Raw genomic sequence first — 19,273 nt, 5'->3', positions numbered from 1 at the left:
TTTTCAGCTCGCACTTTTTCCGCTAGAGTCGCCACCTTTCACGCCAATCAACGAGAGAATGCTTTAGACAAAGCGTTTTCCTTCTAACAACACGCTTGAAAATATATTAAATTAAAAAATTTTATAAAAAACTATTAAACATTTAAAACAGCTTACGATATATATAGTGTAAGGCGGAAGTAGTACATAACTACTGATTCCAAACTCTCCCACAGGGACGTGGGTTATACAAAAAAACAATTCAAGGAGGAATTCCAAATGAGAATTCAACACAACATTTCTGCATTAAATGCACACCGTAACTTAGGTTTCAACAACACACAAGCTTCAAAAAACCTTGAAAAATTATCTTCAGGTTTCAAGATCAACCGTGCTGGTGATGATGCTGCTGGTTTAGCAATCTCTGAAAAAATGCGCGGACAAATCCGTGGTCTTGACATGGCTACGAAAAACTCTCAAGATGCGATTTCTTTAATCCAAACTGCTGAGGGTGCATTAAACGAAACTCACTCAATTCTACAACGTATGCGTGAATTAGCAGTTCAATCAGGGAACGATACAAACGTTAACCTTGACCGTGACGCAATCCAACAAGAAATTGAGCAATTAACAAAAGAAATCGATCGTATCGCTACTACTACAGAGTTTAATACTCAAAAATTACTTGATGGTTCATTCTCAGGTAAATTCCAAATTGGTGCAAATGAAAACCAAGATATGGCTATGGATATTGGCAACATGGGAGCAGCAAACTTAGGTTTAACAAAAACAGTTGTAGGTGCGACTGGTAAAGATGTATCAGCTAATTTCAAAGATGGTTCATATAAAGTTGACAAAGATGGTAATTTATTAGATGCTAAAGGTCAGAAAGTTGGACAAATTGCTGGCAATACAATTGAAGTAGATGGTAATGTTGTAACAACATTCACAGGTATTGCTAATGGAACAGGTCTTTCAACTGGTACTACTCTTAGCGTTAAAGATGGAAAAGCTGAAGTTCGCTTGAATGCAAATGCAGATGTTTCTAAAATTGCTGCTGGTGAATATGAAATTAGCGGTTCCAATGTTTTAAAAGACGGTAAAAAAGTAGGGACATATGCTAGTGGTACAGTAACAATTGAAATTGATGGCGGTAAATCAACTTCAGTATCATTAACAGCAACTGGAATTGGTCTTACAACTGCTTTTGGCGACGGAAGAAAATTCACAGTAGGCGGTGTAGATGTATCTACTCGTGACCAAGCTACTGGTACAATTACAGCTGTTGATGATGCAATTAAAAAAGTATCTGAGCAACGTTCTGCGCTAGGTGCGGTTCAAAACCGTTTAGAGCATACAATTAACAACTTAGGTGCTGCTTCTGAAAACTTAACAGCTGCTGAATCTCGTATCCGTGATACAGATATGGCGAAAGAAATGATGGAGTTCACTAAGAACAATATCTTAATGCAAGCTGCACAGTCAATGTTAGCGCAAGCTAACCAACAACCACAAGGTGTATTACAACTTTTAGGTTAATTTTTAAATAAGCTCCCTATCTTTAATAGATGGGGAGTTTTTTGTATAAAATTATAAGAAGGAACCGATATAGTAATTAGGTAGGTGAGCGAGATGAAATATACTATTGAAAAAGAACAATATACATATGAAACATTAAAAATTAATAACTTATATGTCCATAGTAAGTATAATCCAATCAAAGAAGCGGAAAGAATCGTAGAAAAAGGCTACAAACCTCATCATGTACATGTTTTATTTGGATGGGGATTAGGATATGTTTATGAACAATATAAAAAAGTGAAAAAATTTGATGAAGAAATTTATATTATTGATCCTTTAGTAGACTTAGGATTATTAGAGATTAAAGAGGATATCAACTATTTAAAATTAGATAAAAAAAGTTTAAATAAGCTTTTTCTATTTTTAACTTATGAGAGAGAACAAAATGGTAAGTTAATTCAAATTATAACAACACCCAATTATGATAAAATTTGTTCAGAAGAGTATAAAAATTTATTGCAGCATATTAGAAAATTTCAAGAAACTTTGTTAATAAATGAAAATACAAAGTATGATGGAGCATTGCAATGGGAATTTAATCGATTAATCAATATGGGGAATCTACTAAAATCTTGCTCTGTTAAACACTTAGAAGGAAAATATAATGCTCCAGTTGTTGTTGCATCAGCAGGACCATCGTTAATAAAACAATTACCCCTAGTTAGGAAATATCGTAAACAAATTATCCTGGTTGCTTCAGGATCTACAATTACAACATTGATGAAGGAAAATATTGAACCAGACTATATACTATCATTAGATGGCAATATAGTTAATTATGAATTATTTAGTCCATTAAAGTTTAAACATGCAAAGCTTATCTATCATATGACAAGTCATCCATTTATCCCAAGACAATTTAAGGCACCTTATTATGTGACTGAACGAGACGGTGGGGGTATTAACTATCGCTATTTAAAAAATAAATTAAATATTACTGTTCCAATGTTAGCAGCAGGACCATCAGTTGCTAACCTATCTTTATCTTTTGCATTATATATAACGACAGGAAAGATTGCCTTTATAGGACAGGACTTGGCCTTTACTAATAATTTAAGTCATGCCGAAGGAAATGCGGGATCAATTAAAATAAAAGATGAAGAGCATGTATTGAAAGGGCATTATAAAGTAAAAGGATATTATAATGATGATGTGTGGACTTCTTCTGTAATGAATGCAATGAAAGAAAATTTTGAAAGTCAACTCCGAAATTTCTTTGGAAAAGAACGAGTATTTAATTGTACTGAAGGTGGAGCATATATTGAAGGAATGAAACAACAGCCTTTTAAGGAGTTTTGTGATCTAAATGTTTCTAAAGGTATAGTTGAAATTATTGAACCAACAAGGGAACAAATAATTTCATTTGATTTAGAGGCTGAATTATTGAAAGAAGTGAGAGTACAACAAAAAGTTATTTCTTATTGCAAAGAAGGATTAAGTGCTCTTGCGCTAAATAAATCACCAGTAGCATTTTCTCCGCAAACGTTAAAAAAATTAGAAAAAGCGGATGAACAGATTCAAAAAAGTTTAAGTGAGTTACCGATTAAGGCTATTTTAGACCCGATTCAACAAAAGATTATAACGGGTTATTTGCCAAAAGTAAATGAAACAGATAAAGAAGCTTTTGATAGAGTATATGAGCAAAATAAATCTTTGTACATGGAATTAATAGATATTTTAACGTATGTCAATCGACTGTATAAAGAAGCGATTAAATATTATAAAGAGCAGGAGAATTTATGATGGAAGAAATAAAACAAGTAGTTGAGAGTTATAATGAATATATTGTAAAGGTACCAGCAGGGTGTATAATTATTGCGAATGATTTAAGAGTTGCAAATAAAAATAGAGGATTAGCTATTATTCAGGATTTTATTGATGGAATGTTTTGGTTGATTGAGGCAGATAAGCTGTTGATACAAAATAAAGTAGCAACAGGATTTAGTGTAGAAAAAGCAACAGAGTTTTTAAATGAAATCAATAGTGGATTAGAGAATAAGGATTACTTTTTAGTAGCTGATTTATTTGAGTATGAGGTAGCTCCGTTTTTCGAAAAATTGGAAGCTATTAGTTTCCAAAATAATTAAAGAGATCAGGAATAGTGTAAACATTATTTGAGTTACTCTTAACGAAATATTTGAAGAATAAGTGGATGATTATACATAATATCCAAACACTTTTAGAGCAGAGGTAGGATTTGTTATGCTACAAGATAAAACAGTATTAGTAACAGGTGGTACAGGTTCATTCGGTAAGACGTTTATACGTAAAGCTTTAGAACTAGATGTAAAAAAGATTATTGTTTTCAGTAGAGATGAATTAAAGCAATATGAAATGAAACAGGAATTTCATGATGAACGTTTACGCTTTTTTATTGGAGATGTTCGTGATAAGGAGCGATTATATAGAGCATTTGATGGTGTAGATATCATTATTCATGCGGCTGCAATGAAACATGTAGATGCTTGTGAATATAACCCATTTGAAGCAGTCAAAACGAATATTCATGGTGCACAAAATATTATTGAAGCTGCAATTGATCGTGGCGTAGAGAAGGTTATTGCACTTTCAACAGATAAAGCTTGTTCACCAGTAAATTTGTATGGTGCAACCAAATTAGCATCAGACAAACTATTTGTTGCAGCAAATTCATATGTTGGTGAGAAGAAAACCCGTTTTGCAGTAGTTCGTTATGGCAATGTTGTTGGTAGTCGAGGAAGTGTTGTTCCATTTTTTAAAAAGATTAAGGATACAGGTGTGATTCCGATTACAGACGAACGTATGACGCGCTTTTGGATTACGTTAGAACAAGGTGTCCAATTTGTATTAGAAAACTTAAAACGTATGCATGGCGGCGAAATTTTTGTGCCTAAAATTCCAAGTATGAATATTATGGATTTAGCAAAAGCAATTGCACCAGATTGTAAATATGAAATTGTAGGCATTCGCCCAGGAGAAAAATTACATGAAGCAATGATAACAGAAGATGATGCTCGGCATACTAAGGAGTTTGATACGTATTATGTCATCCAACCTGAATTTCCATGGTGGTCGATGGAATATATTAATGAAGGGAAGCTTTTACCAGAAAACTTTGCTTACACAAGTGATAAGAATACAGAATGGTTAAGTATTAAACAATTACAGCAATTAATAGAAAATCTATAACAACAATATGAATAATTTTAGGGGATTTTATATTATTTAAAATATTATTAGAATTTAATTAGGAGGTACAAGGGTGAACATAATAGTTATTATTCAAGCAAGAATGGGTTCATCACGTTTACCAGGAAAAATTTTAAAACCGCTTCATGATGTTGATGTATTAACATATAACGTTACTCGTTGTAAATCAATTGAAGGAGTAAGTGAAGTGATTGTAGCAACAAGTTCATTACCACAGGATGATGAACTTGTAAGGTGGTGTGAAAAACATGACGTAGTATATTATCGTGGGTCAGAAGATGATGTGCTTGATCGCTATATACAATGTGCAAAATTGTATCAACCTGATTATATTATGAGAGTTACATCAGATTGCCCATTTGTAGATTATGAAATGGCTAGTGAAATGGTTAAATTAATACAAAAAGAACACAAGGATATTATTTTTTTAGAGGGAGATATTCCGCGCGGATTAGCGGTTGAAATCATTTCATACAAAGCACTATTACATATTTATAATGTGGGTCAGAAGCCACGTCATCGTGAGCATGTTACATATTATGCATATGAATTTAAAGAACAATTTGAAGCAGTGACTTATAAAGTTCCAGAAAATCGGAAAGCTTTAAAGTTACGTATTACACTCGATACAAAAGAAGATTATAAATTAATACAAGCTGTTGCAAATTATTTTCAAAATCCCTTAGTATCAAGCGTAGAAGTTATTCAATATTTAAAAAATCATCCTGAAATAGCAAAAATAAATGCACATATTCAGCAGAAACCGGTGATTTAATGAAGAAAATTGTGATTGTAGCAGATGCTTCAATTGAAATTGGTATCGGTCATATTATGAGATGCTTAACTATTGCAAATAATTTAAAGAAATATTCATATTATATTACTTTTGTCATGCGTAATTTGCCCGGTAATTTAATTGATTATGTTATAAAACAGGGATATGAGCATAGTTTTGAATATACAAAAGCAGATTTATATATAGTAGATTGTTATGATAGAGATATTCAAGATGAAAAAGAAATGCGTAATTATACAAAATATATTATGGTGATAGATGATTTAGCAAATCGTGAGCATGATTGTGATATTTTATTAGATCAAAGTGTACTTCCAGACTATTCTGTACGTTATGATTTATTAGTGCCAAAACATTGTATAAAGCATTTAGGACCACAATATTTAATTTTGCGTGATGAATTTTTAGCTGTACGTCAACCTAGAAAAATACATTCAATTAATCGTCTACTTGTTTTTATGGGCGGATCTGATCCGACAATTGAAACTTTAAAAGTATTAAAAGCGCTGCAAACTACATCGTTTGAACATGTCGATATTGTTGTTGGAAGTAGTAACATGCAAAGACAAGAGATTCAAAAAATTTGTATAGAAAAAGGTTATCAATATCACCAACAAATTAATTATATGGCTGAATTAATGAGTAAAGCAGATTTATCTATAGGTGCTGGAGGCATCACAGCTTGGGAAAGAAGTTTTATAGGTTTACCTTCAATATGTACAATTGTTGCAGAAAATCAACGATTAGGTACTACTTATGCGGGGCAGATAGGGACTTGTATAAATCTAGGATGGCACGAAGAAGTAACTGTAGCCACATATAAAAATATATTGAATACTGTTACAGTTGATAAATTACAACAAGTAAGTGATAAAGGATTAAAGATAACAGAAAATGATAAACCTAATGCATGGGTAGATTCTATATTGGAGTTGATACAATGATTAAAATAGGAAATCGTGAGATAGGAAAGCATGAAAAACCTTTTATTATTGCTGAGATGTCGGGCAATCATAATCAATCATTAGAACGAGCTTTACATTTAGTGGAGTTGGCAGCAGAAGCAGGAGTAGATGCGTTAAAATTACAAACGTATACTGCGGATACAATTACATTAGATGTGCATACAGATGAATTTTTCATAACAAATGAAAATAGTTTATGGAAGGGACAATCATTATATGATTTATATGAACAAGCATACACACCATGGGAATGGCATAAACCGATTTTTGATTATGCAAATGAATTAGGGTTAATTGTATTTAGCTCACCATTTGATGAAACAGCGGTAGATTTTTTAGAAACATTGAATGTCCCAGCCTATAAAATAGCATCATTTGAAAATGTCGATATCCCTTTAATAAAAAAAGTAGCAAGTACAGGTAAACCTATTATTATATCAACTGGTATGGCGACAGCATCAGAATTAGATGAAGCAGTTAGAACCGTATTAAGAGAAGGAAATAACCAAATTATTTTATTAAAATGTACAAGTACATATCCTGCATCACCACAGAATTCAAATTTAGCTACTATACCACATATGCGTGATTTATTTAATGTAGAAGTGGGTTTATCTGACCATACGATGGGACTAGGAGTATCTGTAGCAGCTGTGACTTTAGGAGCGACAGTTATCGAAAAGCACTTTACAACTTCTCGTATTGAAGGTGGAGTAGATTCGGCATTTTCGATGGAACCACATGAATTAAAAATGTTAGTGGAAGAAACGGAGCGAGCTTGGCAAGCTGTAGGTAATATAAAATATGGTCCGACAGAATCTGAAATAAAAGCAACCGATGACCGACGCTCTCTTTACATTGGTGAAGATATGAGAGTAGGAGATGTATTTACAAAAAAAAATTTAAGAGATGTACGTCCAGGGCTTGGATTGCCTACTAAATATTATGATTTATTATTAGGTAAGACGATTAAACAGGATGCTAAAAAAGGAACACCTGTAAGTTGGGAGCTAATATTATAGTGAATTTAAAAGCTTTGGCTGTTGGTGCTGGAGAAGAACAAATCTTTTTTATTGAAGAAGCACAAAAATTAGGTATCTATGTTATAGCTGTAGATGGCAATCCTTTAGCAAGGGGATTGACTGTAGCTAATGAAGGTTATTGTATAGACATAAAAAATGAAGAAAAAATAATTGAACTAGCAAAAAAGCATGCTATTAATTTTGTTATACCAGTACCAATTGGAAGTTTAATTACTACAATGGGTGCTGTCAATGATGCATTAAACTTAAAGGGAGTAACTCGAAAGCAAGCTGAATTATTTTCAGATAAAGAAAAATTTAAGGAGTTTAAGATAACTCATGGATTCTATAATCCAAAAGAACTTTCAATAAAAGAGCCTACTATATTTCAGATTCAAGCTGCTCTAGAAGAATGGAATTGTTGTTGTATTTTACGTCCAAGTAAAGGTTCTGGAAGTCGAGGTATTGTTCTTGTTGAGAAAGAAGACTCTGCCTTAATACAAGAACATCTAGATGCTTTATTACCAACAGAGCACTGTTTAATAAGTGAATTCGTAAAGGGGATTGAATATGGTGTGGATTTAGTTATTTCAGATAAAGTTTATATACTGAGTATTCGTGAGAAACTGCTGACTGATATGCCATATCGACAAGAAACAGGATTTACTATTGTAATTGATAATAGCATTCAAGAAAAAGTAAAAAAGGAATTTGAAAAATTAGTACATATAGTCAGGTTAAAAAATGTAATGATGCATGCTGATGTAATTATTGATGGGGAACAAATTTTTATTATTGAAGCTTCACCAAGACCAGCGGGGTTAGGGATTTATGAGAACTTACTTAATGTGTATTACAGAGAACCTGTTGTTCAACAATGTATCAATATAATGACGAATGACAATAATGATTGTGTACTAACAGACAAAACAAATTTCATAGGCTTATATTTTTGGGACTTGCCAAATAAAAAAATTACAAAAGCTTTAGATTATTCAAAGGATGGTATCATTAAATTTAAATTTAACCTAAATATTAATGATACGGTACCTACAGTAAAGCAAGGTGCTGATATTTATAAGAGAGGCTATTTTCTATTAAAAGCAAATACAAAAGAAGCAATATTAGATTTAAGACAAAATGTATTAGATTCGGTGGTGCGATAATAATGGTGAAAAATTATGATGAGCAAAATAAAAAGATTTGGTCCTCTGTTATTGAAAAGGATGTTATGTTATATCCAAATGAACGAGTAGTAGCTTTTTTAGCGCGTAACTATCCAAATATAGAAGAAAATAAGGAAACACGCAGAGGTTTTGATATTGGTTTTGGATCTGGTAGGCACTTGAAATTATTAATGGATTATGGATTTGAGGCACATGGAATAGACTATAGTGAATCAAGTGTAGATACGGTCAAAAGCTTATTTGGTAGTAATGTTCATGTAAAATTAGCTAATTTAGATGATGTAAAATATACAGAGTTTTATGATGTTGTTTTGATGTTCGGAGTAGCCTTTTTGCGACCTGAAGAAGAGATAAAAAAAGATTTAGAAAGAGTAAATAAATTTCTTAAAAAGAATGGTAAGCTTTTTATTAATTTTAGAACAAAAGAAGACTTTTTATATAAACAAGGAAAGCAGTTAGCAAGAAATACATATTTACTTGAGAATCAAGGAGTTTATAGTGGGCTTACTTATACTTTTTTGGATAAGGAAGAGGCTGTGAAATTATTACAAAATGCAGATTTTAAAGTTGAGTTAATTGAGCGAGATGATTATTGGAAAAATAATTTGAAAGAACATAATAGCTGGTGGGTTATCACAGCTCAAAAGATTAATTAGAAAGATATAAAATGTATTATTAAAATAGAAGAGTAACAAGTTTCTGATTTGAATTAGATACATATGGCTCTTTATTATACGCAGAGAGTTTTACGAAAAATATTGTTAATTATTTCTGTGTTTATTGTTATTTTGTGAAATGAGGAATAATAGATAATGCGAAAATATATGCATTTTATTTCATATGGTTGTCAATCAATTGATGAAGAAGATATTCAAACAGTTATTGATACACTACGTTCGCCATTTTTAACACAAGGACCTAAAGTTGCTGAGTTTGAGCAAGTAATTGCGAATTTTGTTGGAGCAAAATATGCAGTTGCTTTTTGTAATGGAACAGCAGCATTACATGGTGCTTGTTATGCTGCGGAGGTTGGAGAAGGAGACGAAGTTATTACTTCTCCTATTACTTTTGTTGCTAGTGCAAACTGTGTACGTTATGTTGGAGGAACGGTTGTTTTTGCTGATATTGACCCAGTGACTTATAATATCAACCCGGCACAAATTCAAGCTAATATTACAGAGAAAACGAAAGCAATTATTCCGGTTGATTTTACAGGACAGCCTGCCGATATGGACGAAATTATGTCAATTGCGAAAGAGCACAATCTGGTTGTTATTGAAGATGGCGCTCATTCGTTAGGTGCTGAATATAAAGGGAGTAAAGTTGGAATACAAGCGGACATGACCATGTTTAGCTTCCATCCTGTAAAGCCTATTACGACAGCAGAGGGTGGGGTTATTGTTACTAATAATGAAGACTATTATAGAAAACTTTTAAAATTCCGTAGTCATGGTATTGAGCAAACATCTTATGCGCAGGAGCAGGGTGGCTGGTATTATGAAATGACAGATCTAGGCTATAATTATCGTATGACGGATTTACAAGCAGCTTTAGGAATATCTCAACTATCTAAAATTGATACTTTTTTGCAAAGAAGACGTGAGATTGCAGCAATGTATACAGAAGCATTACAAAAAGTTGAAGGTATTCAAGTGCCACAGCAATTAGAAGAAACGAATTCAGGCTGGCATTTATATATGATTCAACTAGAAAAGGCAGACCGAAAACTAGTATTTGAAGAAATGCGTGCCGTAAATATTGGTGTGCATGTGCACTATATACCTGTATATTGGCACCCCTATTATCAGCAATTAGGATATAGAAAAGAGCTTTGTCCAGTGGCGGAGACTTGGTATGATAAAGCTCTGACATTGCCAATCCACCCTCAACTTAGTAATGAAGAGGTGGAATTTATCATAAATAAATTAATGCATTTTTTGTAAGTACTAATTGATTTTTGGAAATTAAATATTAACTAAATAATGGAGTTTTATATAATGGAGTAGAAAATTAAAAGCTTGATTGTGATAAAATCATGCTAGTTCCAAATAGTAATAAGTAATTTCGATGTATAGTGCTATCTGTGAAAACTATTTTTACCTACACTGAAAAACCAAAGGTAGAAGTATTACTATTTTATTTATCTATATTAAGATGAATGAATTTGATAGAATGTATATAATTGTTTCTTTATATAGTACAGCTATATTTATTTTAGAAGGGGGTTGGTGTATCCAATATCCCTTTTTTGTTTATACATAATTTGCATAGTATTATAATGGGGTAAATACATGGGGAAAAAGGTAGATGATGGAGGATGGAACATTTATTTTTTAATAATCTTAAAGACGTTCGGGATAATCAAGGGAAGGTTATGACATTAAGTGACGAGCAGTTACATAGACTTCTACAATTTGTACTGATTGATGTATCGCTTGCTACAAAGACCGTGGAAGCATGTAAAGAGGAACCAGGGTATATTTTTATCTATCATAATGGCGAGCTATATTACGGAAAAATGTTAGAACTATACACTAAAGAGGACTTTTTAGAACTCTTTCCAAATTTCGTAGATACAATGTTTACTTATGCAATTAAGCGAATCTATACAAATGTCAACGAATCGGTTCTTACGCTCTTTTGGTGAAAGCAACGACTACTTGTTTTTCGGGTATAGTATTAAAAAGGACTGATTTTCATGTTGATACCTTGGCAGGCACCTGAAAAACAGCTTTCGCTTTATTCACTTCAAACAACAGAAACAGCTGTTATACTTTATTTACAACTGACAAAAACATATGCATTTTGTCCATCGTGTGGCTCGCAAAGTAAGCACCAACACAGTTTTTATACACGTGAACTACAAGATCTCTCCGTTGGTAGTCAACATGTTCTTATCCGTTTACAATCGAGAAAATGGTTTTGTACAGAAATTTATTGTCAACAGCGTATTGTTACAGAACGCTTTTCATGGCTTCTACCGTACGCAAGGAGAACGGAACGACTTCAACAGTTCTTAAGAAAATTAGTCTTTTCAATGAGCTGCCGACAAGCCGAGCGAGTAGCCCAATCCTACTTAAGAAGAATCAGCCACGATACTTTTCTAAGGCTGATTCGTTCAACAATGATTGCATTACCACAGACAACCGCAATTGGTATCGATGATTTCGCTTTTCGAAAAGGTCATAATTATGGGACGCTTATTTGTGATTTAAAAACACATCAACCCCTTGCCATTTTACCTAGCAGAACGAGCAAACTCATTGAATCTTGGCTCGTAGCGCGACCACATATTCAAACCGTTAGTAGGGACGGCTCTAAAACGTATCGAGAAGCCATCACCAATGCAAACGTTGCAATCCAACAAATAAGTGATCGCTGGCATTTGATTAAAAATGCAAAAGAAGCGTTAATTAAATGGCTTGATCAAAAACTGCCTGCACAAATTGAATGGTCGATTGAACCAAATCAAATAATTGAATTACCTAAAGAAAAGCCTATAGATGAACTACGCTGGCAGTTGATTCAGCAAGTACAAGACGATTACAAAGAAGGTGTACGGATTTCGTACCTAGCTAAAAAATATGAATTAAGTCGTGGCACCATTTACAAATATTTAAAACAAGTCACGCCTCCACGGAAAACAAAGCGTAAAACAAAGCCAGCACAAGCAAAGCTACAGCCCTATTATGAGTTGATTGTAGCGTATGATACCGAGCATCTTACAACCGATCAAATTCTCAAGAAAATCCGTTTAGCAGGCTACAACGGCAGTCTTTCTGCTCTTCGACATTTTATAGAGCCTTATCGTGCAAACAAAAAGAAAGGAATTACTCAAGCGTTGATTCAACAAATTTCAAGAGCAAAAATTTCACAATGGATTTGGCGAGGTTTTCAGCAATTGAATGATGAGCAGAAGCAAGTGTTGGAGAAGTGCCAGCATCTATATTCATTTCTTGAACCACTCGAAAAAATAGTACAAGAATATCGAACTATATTCGAGAACAGAGCGATCGAGCCTTTAATCGATTGGATGAACACACAACTGGTGAATAAAAATTCACCTTTTCATAGTTATAGTACCGGACTTCGTTTAGATTTAGCGGCTGTAAAAAATGCTTTTGCATCCCCCTATTCAAATGGTTTATTGGAGGGACAAGTAAATCGATTAAAATGGATTAAACGCATGATGTATGGTCGCGCAAAACCAGATTTACTGGAAAAACGGATGCAATATCGGTTTTGATTGTATTCTGAAATAACTTTGAATTGTAGTTATACATAAGTCTGAATGTTTTCACCAACTTTGCGTAAAAACCAACATCGTAGCATTTGTAAATCTACAAGAAATGCCTGTGGAACATTTAAAATATTTATTTGCAAAGAGTAAGCGGAAGTATATTGGTGATGCTAATTATTCTTTATATCAGACTAAAGATGACAATTATCCATATGCTACTCCAATTGTGGATAATACAAAGGATTTCTTTCTTGATACATATCGCATTGTAAATGACTTTAAGGAAGTCGTTTTATACAGTAATGACACCATTCAAAATAGAGAAACATACGGTAAAATTGTTGAAGAGGATGGGGAGATTTTTGTTACTTTAACGAATAAAAAGATGCTTCAAGTAGATACGGGTTATTTATTAGGAGAGTATGATTCGAATTTACCACATTACCGACCATATTTTTATGAATTTGTGCCAGTAGGTTTAACGGCTGAAAAAATAGAGCAGATGGAGCTAGAGAGAAATAGGTGGTATAAGGTAAGTCTTTATGCTGAGGCATTTGTACAAGATGAATTTAATGAAAGAATGATGAAAGGCACACTTCTTTTTAGTGCTTCTCCTCTCAAACGTAAAGGAAGACAGCTAGTATTTGGAGAAGAAGTTTCAACAAATATTGAACAGCGTTTTAGTCAACTACTAAGTCAAGAACAAAAAAACTGGATAGCGAAAAATGCTAATGATGTGATGAAGCAATTTGAACAAGCTTTAAATTTGTCACAATATAACGATTTTGAGTTAAATGTCGTTGTCTATTCGGTAGGTCAAGGAAATTGGATTCAAGTGAAAGGAATCGACAAAGGGAGCGAAATATTTTCATTTTGTTTTGACATTGGATTTACTATAACGGAAACAAGCAAACTTCATGAGGATGCGATACAACAGGCTGCACAAGAGGCTAAAAAATCAAATTTAATTATGCTTTCTCATTGGGATTTAGATCATATTTTAGGTGTTTCGAAATTGGATAAAGTTGATTATGAGAAAACATGGATTGTTCCATAAATTATTGATGCTGCAAGTGAATCATCTAAGCGGTTAGCTGCTTATTTAGCAAAGGAAAGTAGTATTAATACCATTTTTGTTGCTGATACATTTAATGGAGAGGTTATTTTTAACAATAATTATTTTGTATTAGGAAAAGGACAAGGAAATCAAGCAGGAAAAAAGGTTGTAATTGGGAATACATATAGTTGGAAAACGAAATACAATGATTTAAATAATTTGGGGCTTATATTAGAAGTGAAAAACAATGGATATTCAATGTTGTTGCCTGGTGATTGTGAATATATAGAGTTTCCCCAATATTTTATGAAATTATATAGCATAATTGTTGTACCGCATCATGGAGCAGCGATAAATGGAGTAGCTTTACCTAATCAAAGTGCCGATGCTCGAGAAGCAATTGTTTGTGTAAATAATAAAAAAAGTAGTAGATATCCAGAAAAAAAGCATGTAAATACCTTAGAACAATATAAAGGTTATAAAGTGATTCCAAATACCTGCAATAAGATTTCGGCAACATTTAAGTTGTGATCTTATTGGAGTTATTACTATAACTTCGATATCTGAAAAGTAATTTGCAGTACTATTAATCTATATTGTATTATTAGAGCCTAGAATTAAGAATAGAAGAAGACGATATTATTTGTTTCCAATTAACTTACCTAAGTTAATTGGAAAAGGCTGTGCAAAACTATCAACTACTTTTGTATAGCCTTTTTATAAAAATTAATTACTTTTGTATTTTAAACCCTCAAAATAAATCCCTCTAATTTGAAATTTTAGGTAATTGACTGATGCTGATTGTATAGTATAATTTAACTAATAATAATCAGGAGAAAAGAAATGAGAATCCAATACAACCAAGGTCTATTTACTCAAAACCGTTATAATTATACAAATACTCAGTTGAATAAAACTTTAAATAAATTATCTTCAGGCTATAAAATTACTCAGGCTGCAGATGATGCTGCAGGTTTAGGTGTTAGTGAAGGTATGAGAGCTCAAATACGTGGCTTACATAAAGCAGGAGAAAATATTCAAAACGGTCTGTCATTATTGCAAACGGCTGATGAAGGCTTAGCAAGTATTACGGACCCAAACTTATTACGTATGCGTGAGCTAGCTATACAAGCTGCTAATGATACGTTAACGAATGATGATCGCTTAAAAATACAAATGGAAATTGATGCTATTAAAGAGGGCATTGATGATATTGCGAATGGTCTGGAATTTAATACAATTAAAGTTTTAAGTCCTCCAGTTGAAACACCAGTTGCAACGCCAAATGGAGTAGTTGATCTTATATTAGTATTTGATGATACAGGCAGTATGTCATTTAGACAGCAAAATTTTGCTAATAATATTCAGGATTTAATTTCTTCCATTCAAGGAAAAGGTGTTACTGATATTCGAATTGGCATATTAAATTATGCTGATACAAGCTATGATAAAAGTGATTTTGATGGAAATAGATGGACGAGTGATATAAATGAAGTAATAGCGGAAATAAATGATATTGCCATAGCCAATCGTGGAGGCATTGAAAATAATATGACTGCTATTGAAGAAGTAATAAATTTTTATGATTTTAGGGAGTATCCAAATAGTAATACAAATTACAAGCATATGATTATTATTACGGATGAACCAGGAGATGATAACGAGAAAGCAGCTGCTACGGCGGAATTGCTAAAAGAGCATAACATTACTTTACATGCGGTGATGAATACATCATCAGGGCTTGAGCATGTCGTTCATGAAACAGATGGACAAACGGTTCAATTGGACGGCAATTCGAATTGGGGATCGGAATTATCACAAAACATTGGAGAAGCTATCGGTTCTTCTGCCAGTAGCGTTAATGAAGAGGATATAATGCATCCGTTGATTTTACAAGTTGGTGCGAATGAAGGGCAAAATATGAACATTAATTTATATGATTGCCGTACAAAGAAAATAGGGATAGATAAGGTATCTGTTATTACTCATGATGGTGCAGTGGCAGCTTTGGAAATTATTGATAACGCAATGCAACAAATTTCAAATTACCGCAGTGAATATGGTGCTATCTACAATCGGCTAGAGCACGCTTATAGTAATGTTAAAAATGCAGAAGAAAATTTAACAAAAGCTGAATCTCTCTTACGCGATGCTGATATGGCACAAGAAATATCTAAACTAAAAAAGGATCAAATTCTTTTGCAATCTTCTCAAGCAATGATGGGGCAAATCAATCAAATGAGCCAAGGAATATTAGAGATATTAAAATAATAGAAGAAATATCAAAAGCATGGTACAGCGCCATGCTTTTTGTAATATAAAGTGCAGAATATTTATTACATTCTTCTCCTATTATCTGCATTGTTTTAAAAAAAACTGAAATTCTCTTTTTTTTATCCGATATTAGTAACAATCATATCTGTATTAGATTCAAGGAGGATGAAATTATGCGTATTTCAGGGAATGCAGATAATGGTGCAGTAACAATTCAGCAGCAAATCTCCTCTCATGCACCAGCAGTGGAGAAAGTGGCAACGCAAGGAAGCGATGCTACGATGAAAAGTGCTACACCTATTATGGAACAGGTACAACAACTAAGTAATGATGATGAAACGAAAGCAAAAGTACAAGATGTCATTGAAAAAATGAATAAAATGCTGGAAGTAAACCAGAACGCTGCAAAATTTAAGTATCATGAAGGCTTAGATCGATATTATATAACTGTAGTAGACAGCGCCACAGATGAGGTATTAAAAGAAATCCCGCCGAAAAAGCTATTAGATGGCTTTTATGAAATGCAAAAATTATTTGGGATGATTGTAGACGAAAAAATATAAAAATAAGTAAAATGGAGGACTCACTATGGTAATGCGAATTGGCGGTTTAGCGTCAGGAATGGATATTGATGCTTTAGTAGAAAAATTAATGAATGCAGAAAAGGCACCATTAAACAAGCTATTACAAAATAAACAAAGATATGAGTGGCAACGTGATGCTTATCGCGATGTTAACAATAAGTTAAGAACATTTGATACGTACATTGCAGATAATTTAGTATTAAAAAATTTAAATACAAAAACAGCAAGTAGCTCAAATTCAGATTTAGTATCAGCTATTGCAACTAGTAAGGCTACAGGAACACTTTCCATTGAAGGGGTTTCACAATTAGCATCTGCAGCACGTACAACAAGTGGACAAATTGATGGTACTGGTTCAACAAAAATGAGTGATTTAGTGGGAAGTGATACGAAATTTATTGAATTCACAGCTCCTACAGCTGATGGTTCAAATCCAACAAGTGTAAAAGTTGCAATTACATCCAATATGACAGTAGATTCCTTTATTGAAAAAGTGAACGAAAGTAATGCAGGTGTTTCAGCAATTTTTGAAAACGGACGCTTCTCTTTCACAGCTCAAAATACCGGTAAAGGCGATATCACTGTTAATGGTGTTAATGCTAATGGCACAAATACGGATATAAGTAAATTGAAGTTACAAGAGGGTGAAGGTGCAACAGTAACTGAAGGGAAAAATGCTATTTTCCAAGTAAATGGTATTGCCACAGAGCGTAATTCAAACACATTTACACTTAATGGTTATAACATTACCCTAAAAAAGACATTTAATGATACAGCTACAAATGTAAATAAATATCTTGCTGCACAAACAGAATTTACTAATGCTACAGCAGCTAAGGCTGATTTAGATACAAAAGCTACAACTGCAAATCAGGCATTTAATACAGCCTCACTTGCATATCAAGATAAGCTTAATAATGTATTTAAAGTTGGATTTGATGATACAGAGAAAGCAGCTTATAACCGCTTTAATCAATCATTTTTAGCTAATCTAACTGATGACGAGATTTCAGAGCTAGGTAATCTTCCTGCATTTGATCAAGATGATACATTTGAAGATATGCTGGCTAAAATCTCAGCTGATAGTACGATTTCAGAAGATTTAAAGGAAAAGCTACACACTTCTTTAACTTCAAAGGAACAGCTAGAAACATTGAAGGATTTAGATGCAACAGCTTTAACGAAATTCCGTACAGAAGCCAATAGAGAGGTTGACTATGCTAGTTTAAATAAGTCTTTTTTAAGTGGGTTAACTGCTGATGAAATTGATGTGATCGCTAGCCTTGATTTATCCAAGGACGATCCATTTGAAGGGCTAAGCTTAGATGCAGATTTACAAGCAAGCGTTCAAGCAAAATTAGCTAGTTTATCTACAGCACAAAAGGAAAAATTAGATACAGTTACTAAGGCAGATTTAACAGCCTACTCTGAACTTGCACAATTACAAATTGTACATGATGAGAAAAGAGTTGCTAAAAACTCAGCGGATGCTGCACTTACTGCTGGAGAAGCTCGTTTAACAAATGCGACTGCCGCATTTGCATCAGCAAAGGCTGAAGCTGAAGCTGCAGGGATTTTAGAAGAAGGAACTGAAAATATTAAAGAAGGGTTGCCTACAAACCCAACTGAAGCTGCTGTTACATTGTCTTCTACAACAAACGTTGACGATATGATGAACAAAATTAAAGATTTTGTGAATATGTACAATGCGTTCGTTACAGATTTAAAAGACCAAACGACACAAACGAAATATCGAGATTATGCGCCACTAACAGAAGATCAGAAAAAAGATATGAAGGAAAATGAAATTAAGCTTTGGGAAGAGAAAGCGAAGAGTGGTTTACTTCGTAATGATTCTATCCTTCGTGATGGACTTTCGAAGATGCGTTCTCTTGTCTATGAAACAGTTCCAGGTCTTGAGGACTCAAAATTCCAGACATTATTTAGTATCGGTATTACAACTACAAAAAATTACAATGATGGTGGCACATTAGAAATTGATGAAAAGAAACTACGTGAAGCGCTAGAAGAAGACCCAGATGCAGTAGCACGCCTATTTAAAAATGATGCCGGTAATGAAAAGGATACTGTAAATGGCCAAACTGTTGATACACGAGGCTATCTTGCAAGACTCCGTAGTTCAATGGATGAATTCAAAATTTCAATTGAGCAAAAAGCTGGTCGTGCTACGATGACAGAACAGCAATACACGCTAGGTAAAAATCTAATTGATACGGAAAAACGTATTTCAACATGGCAAGATAAATTAAAAAACATCGAAGCACGTTACTGGAAGCAATTCACAGCAATGGAGCAAGCTATTAACAAAGCCAATCAACAATCAGGTCTGTTTATGCAAAATGCTGGAGGCGGCTTTTAATTAGCGAGGTAGGAGAGTG

General features: G+C 33.4%; 17 protein-coding genes. All 17 read left to right on the top strand.

Annotated elements, in window-relative coordinates; genetic code table 11:
• Window positions 1-258: 258 nt before the first annotated feature.
• A complete protein-coding gene (locus ACIQVU_RS04685; RefSeq protein WP_402894092.1) occupies window positions 259-1,518 on the top strand; it encodes a flagellin N-terminal helical domain-containing protein in 1,260 nt (419 codons plus the stop codon).
• A 93-nt stretch (window positions 1,519-1,611) separates the two neighbouring features.
• A complete protein-coding gene (locus ACIQVU_RS04680; RefSeq protein ID WP_312123819.1) occupies window positions 1,612-3,303 on the top strand; it encodes a motility associated factor glycosyltransferase family protein in 1,692 nt (563 codons plus the stop codon).
• Entirely contained in the window at window positions 3,303-3,647 is a 345-nt protein-coding gene (locus ACIQVU_RS04675; protein ID WP_312123818.1) for a DUF8042 domain-containing protein, read from the top strand. Before ACIQVU_RS04680 ends, ACIQVU_RS04675 begins: the two co-directional genes overlap by 1 nt.
• Window positions 3,648-3,762: 115 nt before the next feature.
• Window positions 3,763-4,728 (top strand): UDP-N-acetylglucosamine 4,6-dehydratase (inverting), encoded by a 966-nt coding sequence (gene pseB / locus ACIQVU_RS04670; protein ID WP_402894086.1) that lies wholly within the window; start codon window positions 3,763-3,765, stop codon window positions 4,726-4,728.
• Window positions 4,729-4,801: 73 nt separating this feature from the next.
• Complete coding sequence (locus ACIQVU_RS04665; protein WP_342545861.1) at window positions 4,802-5,524, top strand: cytidylyltransferase domain-containing protein; 723 nt, start codon at window positions 4,802-4,804, stop codon at window positions 5,522-5,524.
• An 11-nt stretch (window positions 5,525-5,535) separates the two neighbouring features.
• Window positions 5,536-6,489 (top strand): UDP-2,4-diacetamido-2,4,6-trideoxy-beta-L-altropyranose hydrolase, encoded by a 954-nt coding sequence (pseG, locus tag ACIQVU_RS04660; RefSeq protein ID WP_342545862.1) that lies wholly within the window; start codon window positions 5,536-5,538, stop codon window positions 6,487-6,489.
• The gene (gene pseI, locus ACIQVU_RS04655) at window positions 6,486-7,532 is read left to right on the top strand and encodes a pseudaminic acid synthase (RefSeq protein WP_342545863.1); all 1,047 of its coding nucleotides are present in this window, start codon (window positions 6,486-6,488) and stop codon (window positions 7,530-7,532) included. Before pseG ends, pseI begins: the two co-directional genes overlap by 4 nt.
• Window positions 7,532-8,698 (top strand): ATP-grasp domain-containing protein, encoded by a 1,167-nt coding sequence (locus tag ACIQVU_RS04650; protein ID WP_342545864.1) that lies wholly within the window; start codon window positions 7,532-7,534, stop codon window positions 8,696-8,698. Before pseI ends, ACIQVU_RS04650 begins: the two co-directional genes overlap by 1 nt.
• Before the next feature lie 2 nt (window positions 8,699-8,700).
• Window positions 8,701-9,375, top strand: a complete 675-nt coding sequence (locus ACIQVU_RS04645) for a class I SAM-dependent methyltransferase (protein ID WP_342545865.1) — start codon at window positions 8,701-8,703, stop codon at window positions 9,373-9,375.
• Window positions 9,376-9,531: 156 nt separating this feature from the next.
• A complete protein-coding gene (pseC, locus tag ACIQVU_RS04640) occupies window positions 9,532-10,662 on the top strand; it encodes a UDP-4-amino-4,6-dideoxy-N-acetyl-beta-L-altrosamine transaminase (protein ID WP_402894079.1) in 1,131 nt (376 codons plus the stop codon).
• A 374-nt stretch (window positions 10,663-11,036) separates the two neighbouring features.
• Window positions 11,037-11,366, top strand: coding sequence for a hypothetical protein (locus ACIQVU_RS04635; protein ID WP_402894076.1), 330 nt, complete (start codon window positions 11,037-11,039; stop codon window positions 11,364-11,366).
• Between the two features lie 51 nt (window positions 11,367-11,417).
• Window positions 11,418-12,965 (top strand): ISL3 family transposase, encoded by a 1,548-nt coding sequence (locus ACIQVU_RS04630; RefSeq protein ID WP_402894073.1) that lies wholly within the window; start codon window positions 11,418-11,420, stop codon window positions 12,963-12,965.
• Between the two features lie 109 nt (window positions 12,966-13,074).
• A complete protein-coding gene (locus tag ACIQVU_RS04625) occupies window positions 13,075-14,016 on the top strand; it encodes a hypothetical protein (RefSeq protein ID WP_402894071.1) in 942 nt (313 codons plus the stop codon).
• A gap of 237 nt (window positions 14,017-14,253) precedes the next feature.
• Window positions 14,254-14,547: a hypothetical protein gene (locus tag ACIQVU_RS04620; RefSeq protein ID WP_402894068.1), complete on the top strand. Its 294-nt coding sequence runs from the start codon at window positions 14,254-14,256 to the stop codon at window positions 14,545-14,547.
• A gap of 312 nt (window positions 14,548-14,859) precedes the next feature.
• Window positions 14,860-16,287 carry a flagellin N-terminal helical domain-containing protein gene (locus ACIQVU_RS04615; RefSeq protein WP_402894065.1) on the top strand — a complete coding sequence of 476 codons (1,428 nt, stop codon included), beginning with the start codon at window positions 14,860-14,862 and terminating at the stop codon, window positions 16,285-16,287.
• 176 nt (window positions 16,288-16,463) lie between these two features.
• Window positions 16,464-16,853 (top strand): flagellar protein FlaG, encoded by a 390-nt coding sequence (locus tag ACIQVU_RS04610; RefSeq protein WP_340804396.1) that lies wholly within the window; start codon window positions 16,464-16,466, stop codon window positions 16,851-16,853.
• 25 nt (window positions 16,854-16,878) lie between these two features.
• Window positions 16,879-19,254, top strand: coding sequence for a flagellar filament capping protein FliD (gene fliD, locus ACIQVU_RS04605; protein ID WP_402894062.1), 2,376 nt, complete (start codon window positions 16,879-16,881; stop codon window positions 19,252-19,254).
• Window positions 19,255-19,273: the final 19 nt, after the last annotated feature.

The organism is Lysinibacillus sp. NPDC098008, from assembly GCF_044760715.1.
Taxonomy (GTDB): domain Bacteria; phylum Bacillota; class Bacilli; order Bacillales_A; family Planococcaceae; genus Lysinibacillus.
This window is presented reverse-complemented; position numbering and strand designations above follow the sequence as displayed.